This window comes from Acinetobacter sp. PC34 (genome assembly GCF_051789135.1).
GTDB classification, from domain to species: Bacteria; Pseudomonadota; Gammaproteobacteria; order Pseudomonadales; family Moraxellaceae; genus Acinetobacter; species Acinetobacter johnsonii.
The window spans coordinates 1171163-1184403 of sequence record NZ_CP196664.1; the positions used below are offsets into that span (position 1 = coordinate 1171163).

10 protein-coding genes and 4 tRNA genes are annotated in these 13241 nt (G+C 41.6%); 8 read left to right on the plus strand and 6 right to left on the minus strand.

Annotation, left to right across the window (positions count from 1 at the left end; all coding sequences use genetic code 11):
• Window positions 1-23: 23 nt before the first annotated feature.
• The 4 genes from ACSC9N_RS05745 to ACSC9N_RS05760 all read left to right on the plus strand — a co-directional run bounded on the left by ACSC9N_RS05745 (window position 24) and on the right by ACSC9N_RS05760 (window position 609).
• Window positions 24-108, plus strand: a tRNA-Leu gene (locus ACSC9N_RS05745).
• Between the two features lie 189 nt (window positions 109-297).
• A tRNA-Leu gene (locus ACSC9N_RS05750) sits at window positions 298-382 on the plus strand.
• 35 nt (window positions 383-417) lie between these two features.
• Window positions 418-491, plus strand: a tRNA-Trp gene (locus ACSC9N_RS05755).
• A 33-nt stretch (window positions 492-524) separates the two neighbouring features.
• A tRNA-Leu gene (locus tag ACSC9N_RS05760) sits at window positions 525-609 on the plus strand.
• Between the two features lie 130 nt (window positions 610-739).
• On the opposite strand, the gene ACSC9N_RS05765 is transcribed toward ACSC9N_RS05760, so the two are convergent.
• The 3 genes from ACSC9N_RS05765 to ahpC all read right to left on the minus strand — a co-directional run bounded on the left by ACSC9N_RS05765 (window position 740) and on the right by ahpC (window position 2931).
• Window positions 740-943 (minus strand): hypothetical protein, encoded by a 204-nt coding sequence (locus tag ACSC9N_RS05765; RefSeq protein WP_004696295.1) that lies wholly within the window; start codon window positions 941-943, stop codon window positions 740-742.
• Between the two features lie 488 nt (window positions 944-1431).
• Window positions 1432-2163: a hydroxyacylglutathione hydrolase gene (gene gloB / locus ACSC9N_RS05770; protein WP_010327086.1), complete on the minus strand. Its 732-nt coding sequence runs from the start codon at window positions 2161-2163 to the stop codon at window positions 1432-1434.
• 204 nt (window positions 2164-2367) lie between these two features.
• Window positions 2368-2931: an alkyl hydroperoxide reductase subunit C gene (gene ahpC, locus ACSC9N_RS05775; protein WP_004982189.1), complete on the minus strand. Its 564-nt coding sequence runs from the start codon at window positions 2929-2931 to the stop codon at window positions 2368-2370.
• Between the two features lie 344 nt (window positions 2932-3275).
• Between ahpC and hrpA the strand changes: the two genes are divergently transcribed.
• The 3 genes from hrpA to ACSC9N_RS05790 are packed head-to-tail and all read left to right on the plus strand — an operon-like array spanning window position 3276 to window position 9137.
• Window positions 3276-7214 (plus strand): ATP-dependent RNA helicase HrpA, encoded by a 3939-nt coding sequence (hrpA, locus tag ACSC9N_RS05780; protein ID WP_010327085.1) that lies wholly within the window; start codon window positions 3276-3278, stop codon window positions 7212-7214.
• 30 nt (window positions 7215-7244) lie between these two features.
• A complete protein-coding gene (locus ACSC9N_RS05785; protein WP_004696303.1) occupies window positions 7245-8357 on the plus strand; it encodes a beta-ketoacyl-ACP synthase III in 1113 nt (370 codons plus the stop codon).
• Window positions 8358-8363: 6 nt separating this feature from the next.
• Window positions 8364-9137 (plus strand): 1-acyl-sn-glycerol-3-phosphate acyltransferase, encoded by a 774-nt coding sequence (locus tag ACSC9N_RS05790; RefSeq protein ID WP_010327084.1) that lies wholly within the window; start codon window positions 8364-8366, stop codon window positions 9135-9137.
• Window positions 9138-9160: 23 nt separating this feature from the next.
• Here the strand turns inward: ACSC9N_RS05790 and ACSC9N_RS05795 are convergent, their stop codons facing one another.
• The 3 genes from ACSC9N_RS05795 to ACSC9N_RS05805 form a co-directional block, all read right to left on the minus strand.
• Window positions 9161-9439: a hypothetical protein gene (locus ACSC9N_RS05795; RefSeq protein WP_004696307.1), complete on the minus strand. Its 279-nt coding sequence runs from the start codon at window positions 9437-9439 to the stop codon at window positions 9161-9163.
• Window positions 9440-9709: 270 nt separating this feature from the next.
• A complete protein-coding gene (locus ACSC9N_RS05800) occupies window positions 9710-10705 on the minus strand; it encodes an ABC transporter substrate-binding protein (protein ID WP_010327083.1) in 996 nt (331 codons plus the stop codon).
• Window positions 10706-10708: 3 nt separating this feature from the next.
• Window positions 10709-11296, minus strand: a complete 588-nt coding sequence (locus ACSC9N_RS05805; protein ID WP_004982170.1) for an ANTAR domain-containing response regulator — start codon at window positions 11294-11296, stop codon at window positions 10709-10711.
• A 589-nt stretch (window positions 11297-11885) separates the two neighbouring features.
• On the opposite strand from ACSC9N_RS05805, the gene ACSC9N_RS05810 reads away from it, so the two are divergent.
• Window positions 11886-13235: an MFS transporter gene (locus ACSC9N_RS05810; protein WP_029575062.1), complete on the plus strand. Its 1350-nt coding sequence runs from the start codon at window positions 11886-11888 to the stop codon at window positions 13233-13235.
• The last annotated feature ends 6 nt before the right edge of the window (window positions 13236-13241 follow it).

The window sequence follows — 13241 nt, forward strand, 5'->3', positions numbered from 1 at the left end:
TAACGCAAAGTTAGCACCCTGATGGGGACGTGGCGAAATTGGTAGACGCACTGGATTTAGGTTCCAGCGCCGCAAGGTGTGAGAGTTCGAGTCTCTCCGTCCCCACCATCAGTAATGAAGCAAGGTATAAAACCTTGCTTTTTTATTGCCTAAAATTTAGTGAAGAGCTGAATAGCCTTTTTATATAGATCGAGCATAAAAATAGATTCAACTGCCGATTTTATGACAGAAAAGCGGGTGATTGCTTATAAAAGCGCTTGTCATATAGTGTCTATCGCTATAATATACACAGCCATTGGGGACGTGGCGAAATTGGTAGACGCACTGGATTTAGGTTCCAGCGCCGCAAGGTGTGAGAGTTCGAGCCTCTCCGTCCCCACCATAAATCATTTGAATTAAGATGGTTTATAAGGCAATAGAGGATTGGTGTAATGGTAGCATGACGGTCTCCAAAACCGTTCGTCAAGGTTCGAATCCTTGATCCTCTGCCAACTTAAAGTCTAACGCAAAGTTAGCACCCTGATGGGGACGTGGCGAAATTGGTAGACGCACTGGATTTAGGTTCCAGCGCCGCAAGGTGTGAGAGTTCGAGTCTCTCCGTCCCCACCATCAGTAATGAAGCAAGGTATAAAACCTTGCTTTTTTATTGCCTAAAATTTAATAGATGATTCATATATAAAAAAAGCCCCTTTAAGGGGCTAAATTTTGATTCATCACGCGAAGTAAGTATGGAGCAATTTTAGGCTTTCAAATGGTCTTCGAATTCTTCACCGAGCTGCATGGCTAAGTTATTGCCCGCTAGGTCGCAAGTCACCAGTCCATATTCTTTTTTAAAGCTAAAAGTAAAGCCACGGTTGTCTGCTAAAGTTTTAACTGAATAACCTAATTTCTCTAGCCAAATACGAAAGGCGATGAGGTTTTTTGCTTTCACTACTTTTTTCACGAGGATATTCCTTTTTCACTGATAAATTATTAATAGGGATATTTCACGCTTTTTTAAAGGGGATTTTTTTATATATTTTTGTTTTTGTCTCTTTTTAAAGCAATCTAAACTAAGGCGAAAACGTATAGAAAGCATAAACGAGAGTCTTTCATTGTTTAAAATAATTTTATCATGATGAAAATAATAATATTTTGAGATGAGTCTCAATACAATAGAATTATGTGCGTTCGTGATAGAGAAGTATTTTGTCATAAATAGAAATGTAATGATTTTTTTCAAAGGCTGGGTTTTTTGTGACAGTATTTTCAAACAGCCTTGCTCGTGATCATTCGATTCAGGCATCGTGTGGCTTGAAACTGCGTAGGTTGAAATTTTGAGAGCTCAAAGGTTAAGGGTGGGAGCCCAAACTGATCGTTATAACTCAATAGAAGCATACATACATAATAGGAGACTGCGTTAGTCAGCAGTCTCTAGAAGGCGGAGACCAATTAAAATTGATCCTTCAGATCACGCAGTCGTTTAAACTCTTCAACATTTTCTGTACGTAAAAAAGGATTGGTTTCGAGTTCGATCTCAATACTGCTTGGAAGGGTACATTGCCCCAAATAACGCATGGTTTCGACACGGTCTAAACGTTCTTGAATGGCGATATTGTCTGGTTCAACATGGATGGCAAACTTCGCGTTAGAGAGCGTGTATTCGTGCGTACAATAGACTTTGGTTTCGGCAGGTAAAGCCGCTAAACGATTGAGCGAATGGTACATCTGCTCATGTGTACCTTCAAACACTCGCCCACAGCCCATAGCAAACAGGGTGTCACCGCAAAATAAAGTCTGGATGGATTCGATAAAGTACACAATATGGCCTAGTGTGTGGCCAGGAACTGCTAAAACGTCGACATGTAAATCATGAAATGAGAAATAGTCATCATCCATCAATGCATGGGTGATGAATGGAATTTTAGATAATTCCTCACGTGGCCCATACACAGGAATATTCCGACTCGCAATCAGGTCGGAGACACCGCCAATATGGTCTTTATGCCAATGAGTCAGCCAAATTTGAGCAATGTTTAAGCCATGTTCAGTGCAATAATCTTCAACTAATCCAGCCTCAGTTGGATCAACCACCACGACTTGTTTTGATGAGCTGTGTTCCAGCAGCCAAATATAGTTTTGGAGTTGGTTTTTCACATCAATCATATGAACTTGATAAGTCATCTTTCTTCTTCAAAGAGCTGCATGTATTCATTCTACTGTAGCGGGTACACGCACTGAATTCCAGTCATGAATCATTTACAGCGCATAGAGGACAGGTGTTTATTGTTCTGTATTTTTCTCTTTCTTGTCATATTGTACTGTTATCTTGGACATAAAAAACCACGCTAAAAAGCGTGGTTTTTTATGTGTTCAATCTAATTTAGATTAGATTTTACCTACTAGGTCGATTGAAGGAGCAAGAGTTGCTTCGCCTTCTTTCCATTTAGCTGGGCAAACTTCACCTGGGTGAGCGTGAACGTATTGAGCTGCTTTAACTTTACGAAGTAATTCTTGAGCATCACGACCAATACCACCAGCGTTGATTTCAACGATCTGGATTTTACCTTCTGGATCGATTACGAAAGTACCACGGTCAGCAAGACCAGCAGCTTCGATTAGAACGTCGAAGTTTTTAGAAAGAGTCCACGTTGGGTCGCCGATTAATGGGTATTGGATTTTACCAATAACTTCAGAAGTGTCGTGCCAAGCTTTGTGAGTGAAGTGAGTGTCAGTAGAAACACCGTAGATTTCCACGCCTAATTTTTGGAATTCAGCGTAGTTGTCAGCAAGGTCACCAAGTTCAGTTGGGCAAACGAAAGTGAAGTCAGCTGGGTAGAAGAATACTACAGACCATTTGCCTTTAAGATCTGCTTCAGTTACGTCAACAAATTGACCGTTGTGATATGCAGTAGCTGCGAATGGTTTTACTTCAGTATTAATCAAGCTCATCATTGTCTCCATGATTGGGGTTTGTATTTAATGTTGAATAGGGTATCGAAATTTTTGTTATTGCTGAAACAGTATTTTTACATTACAAGAATCGGAAAAACCGAATCTTGCTCCAGACTATTTCAGCGAATGTGATCATTCTGTTCATTTAGCATGATAAATATGATGACCAAATGACAAAATCATCTATTCCGCAACTCGTCTACAGACATGATGCCCCTAGGCTTAAAATTCAAGGGGATATTTGAAAAAAAGTTAAAATTAAAAAATTATGCTGTACTTTCGCTTCGCTGTATTACCACGTAAACTAAGCGATTGATGTTTTTGATGTAGGTATTTTTTCTGTGCAGCGTCCTTTAAATATAGAGCAATTGGTGATGGTCAAAGACCGTCATCGTTTAAACCGACTCAAAAAAGGAAAAGATGCCAACGAAAAGCAATATCAAGCATTATTTGAACAGTCGCATTTAAAAGTTCTAGAGCGTATTGAACGCATTCCGAATATTAAACTGAATCAAGACCTGCCTGTTACGCAGTATGCAGATAAGTTAATTGATGCCATTCAAGAGCATCAAGTGATTATCGTTGCAGGGGAGACGGGTTCGGGTAAAACCACACAGCTACCGCAAATTGCAATGTTGGCGGGTCGTGGTTTAACCGGTCTGATTGGTCACACACAGCCACGTCGTTTGGCTGCACGTAGTGTGTCTCAGCGTATTTCGGAAGAAGTTGGTGAAAAACTTGGTGAGTCAATTTCTTTTAAAGTTCGTTTTAATGAACAAGGGTCGCAGGATTCGATCGTCCGTTTAATGACGGATGGTATTTTGCTGGCAGAGCTGGCCAATGACCGTTATCTCAATAAATACGACACCATTATTATCGATGAAGCGCATGAGCGTTCGCTCAATATCGACTTTATCATGGGGTATCTCAAACAGCTTTTGCCTCGCCGTAAAGATTTAAAAGTCATCATTACCTCCGCAACTTTAGATGTAAACCGTTTTAGTCAGTACTTTAATAATGCACCTATTTTTGAAGTAGAAGGTCGTAGCTTTCCAGTCGAACTACGTTATCGCCCTGTATCTGAGATGAGCATTGTCGGTAGTGATGATGATGAGTTTGATGACTTTGAAGAAAATCTACCTCGTGCTGTCGTGCAAGCTGTAGAGGAATGTTTTCGGGATGCACAAGAAAAAGGCCATCCTGAATATGCCGATACTTTAATTTTTGCCAGTACCGAACAAGAGATCCGTGAGTTACAAGAAACTTTGCAAAAGCATGGGCCGCGACATACAGAAATTTTACCTTTGTATGCGCGCTTGGCCTTGGCTGAACAACAAAAAATCTTTAATCCATCGGGTGGTGGGCGACGCATTATTATCGCCACCAACGTTGCAGAAACAGCGTTGACTGTACCCAATATTCGTTATGTGATTGACAGTGGTTTTGCGCGTATTTCTCGCTATAACTATCGTTCACGCGTACAGCGTTTACCGATTGAAGCGGTTTCGCAAGCAGCGGCAAATCAGCGTAAAGGCCGTTGTGGTCGTATTGCCCCAGGTGTATGTATTCGTTTGTATTCTGAGGAAGACTTTCAAAGCCGCCCAGAGTTTACTGAACCCGAAATTAAGCGAACGAACTTAGCTTCAGTTATTTTGCAGATGCAAAGTTTAGGGCTAGGTGCTTTAGAAGATTTTGATTTTATTGAGCCGCCAGATCATCGTTTAGTCAACGATGGTCGTAAGTTGTTGGTTGAACTTGGGGCTATGACGGAGAAAAGTAAAGCCCCTCTTTTGCAAAGAGGGGGTGGGGGAGATTCATCTGAAGTCAATCCCCCTCAGTCCCCCTTTTCCAAAGGGGGAAGTAAAGGAGATTTAACCAAAATTGGTCAACAAATGGCCAAAATGCCAATTGACCCACGTTTGGCCCGTATGATTTTGGGTGGAGCACATTTTGGTGTGTTGAATGAAGTCTTGGTGATTGTTGCTGCTTTAGCCGTACAAGACCCACGTGAACGCCCTGCGGATAAACAAATGCAGGCAGATCAAAAACATGCGTTGTTCCGTGAAGCCGATTCTGACTTTTTATTTTATATCAAACTTTGGGAAGCGCTGGTTGCCAACCGAGACATGAGTGAAAACAAACGCCGTACTTTTGCGCGTAATCACTTTTTAAGTTGGTTGCGTCTACGTGAGTGGAAGAAAACTCATGAGCAATTGGTTGATTTGGCAAAAGGCTTAAAGCTGTCTTTTAATGAGAAAAAAGCCAGTTATGAAAATTTACACCGTGCACTTTTAACAGGTTTGTTGTCTTTTATTGCCAATAAAACCGATGAACGCAATGTGTTTATGGCGGTGCGTCAGCAAAAGGCCCGCATTTTTCCAGCATCTACCTTACATAAGACCAATACGCCTTGGGTCATGGCTTTTGAGATGGTAGAAACCTCACAGGTCTACATTCGTACACTGGCAAAAATTGAACCTGAGTGGATTTTGCTTGCAGCAGGTGATTTGCTGAAGCACCACTATTTTGAGCCACACTGGTCGAAAAAAGCAGGTGTGGTCAATGCCTATGACCAAATTTCACTATTTGGCTTAATTATTGAGCCGAAACGTCAAATCAACTATGAAAAAGTCGACCATGTTGCAGCACATGAAATTTTCCTTCGAGATGCACTGACGACAGGGCATTTGGGCCTTACGCCACCATTTTTAAAACACAACCTGCTTAAACTTGAAGAAGTAGAGCGGGTCGAAGATAAGCTACGCCGCCGTGATTTGGTGGTAGATGAAGAAACCATTTACCAGTTTTATGCGGCTAAAGTTCCTGAAGAGGTCGCAAGCCGTCGTAGTTTTGAAGACTGGCGTGCAACGGTTGAACCGCAAAACCCACGTTATTTATTTATCGATGATGATGCGCTGTGGATGAATGACCGTCCAACCACGCAGCAGTTTCCTGATTTTTTACGCAATGGCGAACTGCGCCTTGCGGCCAGTTACCGTTTTGATCCAAGCCATGACGAAGATGGTGCAACAGTAAAAATTCCGTTGCAAGCTTTGCCTCAGGTGGATGAAAACTTGTGGTCTTGGGGTATTCCCGGTTGGCGTCAGGATTTAATGGAGGCGTTACTCAAGGCGCTGCCTAAAGATAAACGACGTCATTTGGTGCCTATCCCTGATACGGCTGCAAAGCTAATGGCGAAAGTAGATGCGATGCATTTGCAGCAGCATATTTTTAGTTTTTTAGCCTTCCAGCTACGTGGTGAACAAATCACTGAGAAAGACTTTAGCTTTGATCGGGTTGAACAATATTTATTGCCGCTGATTAAAGTCATTGATGACAAAGGCCGTGTGATTGAACAAGGTCGTGACTTGTCTGAGTTAAAAGCGCGCTGCCGAACGGAAACCCATAGTCCAGTCAAACAGCTCAAAGGAGAGTTTCAAGCTTTTCCTGAAAATTTTGTGTTTGAAGCATCACAAAAAGTGACGGGCGTGGTGGTGAAGCAGTATCAAGCTTTAGTCCCGACCAAGGCCTTTGCAGTATTGGAACAAAAGGATGAGTCCGGTGTCGTGATTCAGACTTTTAATGATCAAGCTGAGGCGATTAAACAGCACCGCGAGGGTGTACTTCGTTTGGTGCATATACAACTAGGGGATTTGGTCCGTCAGTTGAAAAAGCAAATTTCCAAACCGTTGGCATTGGCGTATTCACCTTTGGGCGATAAGGCGCAGCTGGAGCAAATGTTAGTTTATGCCACACTGCAAATGTCGATTCATGAACTGCCTGTTAATGCACAAGAATTTGAAAACTTAGTTACAAATGTCAAAAAAACTTTTCTGACCCATGGGCAAAAAGCACTGGCAGATGTGACAGAGATCTATATTCAATGGCAGGATATACGTCGAAAGTTGTTGGTCTTAGATGATGCAGTGTTTGGGAAAAATATTGATGATGTTGAAGATCAGCTAGATTTGATGTGCTTATCAAACTTTGTTTATGTGAAATCTTCCGACATCTGGCTTGAATTTCCTCGATATTTGAAAGCATTGGTCTTGCGTTTGGAGCGCCTGCCCAATAACCTACAGAGGGATAATTCTGCCATTGATCAAGTTGACCCGTGGATGGAAAAATTATTTAAGTTTAAAAATGACACTCGCCTTAAAGAATTGTATTTCATGGTTGAGGAGTTTCGGATTTCTTTATTCTCTCAACCGATGAAGACAAAGATGCCCATTTCTCCGACTCGCTTGCAAAAAGTATGGGAAAAACTTGGAATCAGTTAAGATATAGGTAATTTAAAGAAGGAGTTTTACATGGGCATCCGCATTACAGGTACGGGTCTTTATCATCCTGAAGACATCATTACCAATGAAGAGTTAGTTGAAAGTTTAAATGCTTATGTGGAACAGTATAACCTAGACAATGCTGACAAAATTGCTTCGGGCGAGTTGGAAGCCCGTCGTGGGTCAAGCGCAGAGTTTATTGAAAAAGCATCTGGTGTAAAACGTCGTTATGTGGTTGAGAAAACAGGGATCTTAGATCCGAAGCGTTTACGTCCATTGTTACATGAGCGTTCAAATGATGAACTCTCGATTCAAGCCGAATGGGGCGTAATCGCTGCAAAACAAGCGATGGAAAATGCAGGCGTGACTGCAGAAGATATCGATGTCGTAATTTTATCGTGTTCTAATTTACAGCGTGCTTATCCTGCTGTTGCAATTGAAATCCAAACAGCATTGGGTATTCAAGGCTATGCCTACGACATGAACGTGGCATGTTCAGCCGCAACCTTTGGCATTAAACAAGCGTATGATGCGATTAAAGCGGGCGGACGCCGTGTATTATTGGTGAATGTAGAAATCACCTCTGGTCATACCGACTACCGTTCACGTGATTGCCACTTTATCTTTGGTGATGTTGCAACGGCTTCAATCATTGAAGAAACCGACAGCAAAACTGGTTTTGAAATTGAAGACATTAACTTATTTACCCAGTTCTCAAACAACATCCGCAATAACTTTGGTTTCCTAAACTTAAGTGAAGTCGATGCAGACATTGAAAATAATCGTTTCGCTCAAGACGGTCGTAAAGTGTTCAAAGAGGTTTGCCCACTGGTTGCCAAAATGATTACAGCGCAACTTGAGAAAAACAACATTGCACCGACTGATGTGAAGCGTTTCTGGTTACACCAAGCCAATGCCAGCATGAATGAGCTGATTTTGAAATTGGTTGTGGGCAAAGAAAATGCTCAGCCTGATTTAGTACCGATCATTTTAGATGAGTTTGCAAATACCTCTTCAGCAGGTGTCATTATTGCGTTGCACCGCACAGCAGACCAAGTCAATGATGGTGAATACGGTGTCTTGTGTTCATTCGGTGCAGGTTACTCTGTTGGTGCTGTGCTTGTGAAAAAACACGTCGCATAAGCCCGTATGTTGCAGGTTGAGCATGATGCAAAATGGATTAAACGCCTGAGTGCTTTATCCAAAGTTTATTTCACACCGACATTTATCGGTGCTGAACAGTTAGATGCATCTCAACCTGCAATGTATGTAGGAAATCATTCTATGTATGGTGTGCTTGATTCACCTATGTTGATTGATTATCTCTACAATGAGCATCAAGTGGCTGTGGTCAGTATTGCTGATCATAGCCATTTTTATTTGCCACTGTGGCGCAGTGTGGTGAAAAAATTTGGTGCGGTCGATGGCGTTCCAGCCTATGTGCGTGAAGCCATGCAACAAGGCTATTCTATTTTGGTTTTTCCTGGTGGCGGACGCGAAGTTCTAAAACGTGAGGGCGAACAGTATCAACTGATTTGGAAACAGCGCTACGGCTTTTTAAAGCTCGCTCAAGAATTTGGCTATGACATCGTGCCGTTTGCCGCGTTAGGCGGAGATGAAGTCTTTGATATTGGTTTTGATGCAAATAAAGTGGTTCAGCACCAATATTTTCAAAAGTTGCTACAAGTGCCGCAGTTAAGTCGCTTGCTGCGTAAAGGGGAGGTGATCCCATCTTTACCGAAACATTTGATTCCGAAACGATTGCCTTTTTATTTTAAGTTTATGCCCAGACAACGTTTGATGCATATTGAAAACCTAGAACACTTACAGCAGTTCCGAGACCTGATTGCAGCAGAAATTTATACTGGGCTTAAAGACTTAAGAGTATTGCGTCAACAGCAGCATGGTGACCGATTTGATTGAGCATTTACATGCGTAAAATCTGCTTAGTCTTCCTGTAAATCTTTCAACAAATGTGCAATTTTTAAAGTATGGGTCTTATTCCCTTTGACTTCCATAACCTTATTTTCCACCCACCATAAATATTCAAAAATTTCAGTTTCACTGGCTTGTTCACAAATGAACCGAAATAAACTGGGTAAGTATTCCTCATATTCATCTTGTAGTGCAGGATTACGATAGATCCGCAGGGGATCCCAGTCTTTAATCAGTATTTTGTTAATCGCATGTAATAAAGAAACATGTCGATTTTCCTCGGTAAACATAATACACCCCGCTGTCCTTGGGTTGGTTTGACGTTTAAAAAGAAGTTGTGATGAAGATTATTTATCTATTGTTTTCATGTTTTAAAAGATATTAGCGTGCTTTTCGCATGAGTAAATAGTGCGCTCAGATAAATGGAAGCTAAAGAAAAATGCCCAATAAAGTGGCAGTAAAGTTAGATCGCAGATTTACTTCAAAATATTATTCAGAATAAATGTTTCAAAATAGTGCGTAATTACGTCTTAAGTAACATGTAGTAATAATTTAAAAAATCAAGTCTTTGTTTGAATGACGCAATTTTCACTAATACCGTGAATTTCATCACTCTCTAAATTTACATCATCCCATTTTTGCATTTGCTGTGTGAGCCAAACAAAATCCGAAACTTGCGGCTGGGCTTGTTTGGGAATAAAACCACGAATGATGTTCTGAATCAGGTGATATTTTTCGACGTGAACACTTGCTGAACATGCAAAGCGAATGATGTTGTAATCGACCAAGACTTGCCAAACAGGCTCAAGATCTTGCATTTGTTTAAGTTCAACTTGTGCTTTTTGGATGGCTTGGACGAGGGCTGCAAGCGTATTGGGATTGGAGATAGCCCATTCTTGAGTCACAGCCAGTACTTTGTCTGCGACGCGAGGAATAATGTCTGAGCCAGTCGCAATGATTTGGCTATAGCCTTGAATTTCCGCTTGTGTGTTCCAAGGTTCCCCAACACAAAAACCATCGATCAATTGATTTGAAATGGCTTCCACCATATAGGGCGGCGGTAAAGTGCGTAAATGTACGCGTTTGGCAAACTCAGGATTGGCCAACGCCAACCACTCGCGTAAACAATAATGATGAATAGACTGCTTAAACACATGGGCAATCGGAAGATACTGTTCATGCTGCATGGCACTAAAGAATTTCTGTGCAGTGGTGGCTGCATCGTCAGTTTTTTTGATATCAAGCGCGTAGCATAGTTTTTGGCTTAAGCTGATAAAAGCACTGTTGTAGCTTAAGACGAGAGGGGTTTGTAGCGGAATACCTAGTTGATCTTGAGCGAGTGCGGCAGTAGGCAACATAGCAGATAAGCAATGTGCTGCGTCTAGGAAACCAAAAGCCAAACGATCTCTTAAACTTGCCCAAGATGCTTCTTTGACTAAGCTCACGTCTAAGCCCACTTCTTCAAAAAAACCGCGTTGTTTAGCCCACAGTAAAGCAACACAGTCTAAAAGTGGAATATAGCCCAGATGAAGTTGCGACTTTTCGAGTTGAGCCATGACTTAGTCCTTGAGTTGAGATTGTAAAAGCTGTTGAGCATCCAACAGACGTCTTGCCATTTCACCGATGGTCATACGGTGGCTCATGGCATTTTTACGCAGCAATTGAAAGGCATCATCTTCAGATAGTCCATGTAATTGCATCAGCAAGACTTTCGCACGCTCCACATCTTTACGGTCAGCCAGTTTATTTTTAGTGTCTTGTAAGTCTGTGAGCAATTTTTTGTGTTTACGAAACTGTTCGATCGAGATTTCTAAAATATTTTCTAATTTTGAAGGATCGATCCCATCCACAATATAAGCTGTCACCCCAGCATCTATGGCACTTTTAATGGTGTCTTTATGGCTATTTTTAGTAAATAAAACAGTGGGCAGATTAAATTGGCTTACACAGCTTTCAATGATGTCACGTTGCGGGTGGTCCATATCTAACAAAATGACGTCAGCACTTAATTGTTCAAGACGGCTAATATTGATGTGATCGATAATCAGGCAGGCAACTACATCGAAATCATGTTCGATGAGGGAATTTCGAATATATTGTGCACGTTCTTGATTGTCATCAATCAATGCAATTTTCAGTTTAGGCATACTGTACAGTGCTCAGGAAAACCTGAAAATGAGATCTAAAAGTATACAAGCAATTTAAATGCCAAACTTAACAAATGCCAGCTTTATCTCGAATCAGGCAGTCAATCTTTATGGTCGCGATTACAGACCAAGTATGCATGTTGGCATGAAGACGATTGCGGATATGGGTTTAGTAAATCGAAGTGTTGATGTTCTCAGTCGATTTGTACATCTAAGGGCGAATTTCTAGATGTCGTGCTTAGAACAAAGCAATGTCGTTTATTTGAGAAAACAGATGCTCATCGATAATGCAAAATGCACCAAGAGGTAGCAGTGTTTTAAAAAGTCGGAAAAACTAGCTGTTGTGCTTTAAAAAAAAAGAGCTGATTATATCGAATTATAAGATTTTATTTTAAATAAATCATTAAAAAACAAAATATTAAAATTAAATTATAAATATTGGCACACTCGTTGCATTATCCCTAATGAGTCAAAGACGACTCTAAATCAAATTTGTAAGACGGCCAACGACGTCCGTTCTGATCGCTTCTACATCCCAAGTGTTTGTGCTGTAGAAAAACTATACGCTCAGTTCAGTCTGGAGAAGGTTATGTCTTCAAATTTACATGCTAAAAAAGCAACAAAAATAAGTCTTTTCAGTTTTAACGGCGCAGCAATGAGAGCCTTCCACATGAGTTGGCTCGCCTTTTTTGTTTGCTTCTTTGCTTGGTTCGCTTGTGCTCCGCTGATGCCAGTGATTGCGGGTGAATTTCATTTAACCAAAGATCAAATTGCCAATATCAATATTGCAGCTGTCGCGATCACCATTTTAGTTCGTCTTATTGTGGGGCCATTGTGTGATAAATACGGCCCGCGTAAAACCTATACCGCACTTCTTGTACTCGGCAGCATTCCAGTCTTTGGAGTAGCGTCTGCAAATAGCTATGAATCCTTCTTGTTCTTCCGTCTATTGATTGGTGCGATTGGGGCAAGCTTTGTCATCACTCAGTATCACACCAGCATTATGTTTGCGCCAAACGTAGTCGGGACTGCAAACGCAGCGACAGCAGGCTGGGGTAATGCAGGCGGTGGTGCAACACAAGTACTCATGCCATTGATGCTTGGTGCCTTAGTGATGTTTGGTGTAGAGCAAGCGATGGGCTGGAGAATTGCACTGATTGTTCCGGGTGTACTGATGCTGATCGTGGGGTTGATGTATTGGAAATTTACCCAAGACTGCCCACAAGGCAACTTCAAAGAACTTCGTGCAGAGGGTGTCAGTGTTGGTTCAGATAAAAAAGGTGGTGTAGCGATTCTGATGCATGCTGCGAAAAACTACCGTGTTTGGATTTTATTTGGTGCCTATGCCGCGTGTTTCGGGATTGAAATTTTTATTCATAACATTGTCGCGATGTACTACGTTGACCACTTTAGCTTTGGTTTAAAAGAAGCCGGGATGGCGGCTGGTATTTTCGGTTTACTGGCACTGTTTGCTCGTGCTCTGGGCGGCATTGTGTCAGACAAAGTCGCAACTAAAAAAGGGCTTGATGGTCGTACTAAAGTGTTGTTTGGCATGATTCTGCTGGAAGGTATCTTCCTCGTCTTATTCTCTCAAATGAATACCCCTATCTTTGCGATACTCGCAATGACAGTCTTCGCATTGTTCACCCACATGGCATGTGGTGCAACTTATGCTTTGGTACCTTTTATTGATCGTGATGCTTTGGGCGGTGTGGCAGGCATTATTGGCGCAGGGGGTAACGTGGGTGCAGTGGCAGCAGGTTTCCTACTCAAAGGTATGTTGGATATTCAAACCACACTGATGATTTTAGGTGGCTTGGTGGTCATCGCTGCAAGTTTTGTCCTTATGATTCGGTTCTCTGTTGAGCATAAAGAAAAGGAACAGCGCTTATTCGAACAAGCAGTACATGATCGTAGCATTGCTGAAGCGCAAAACTAAATAAAG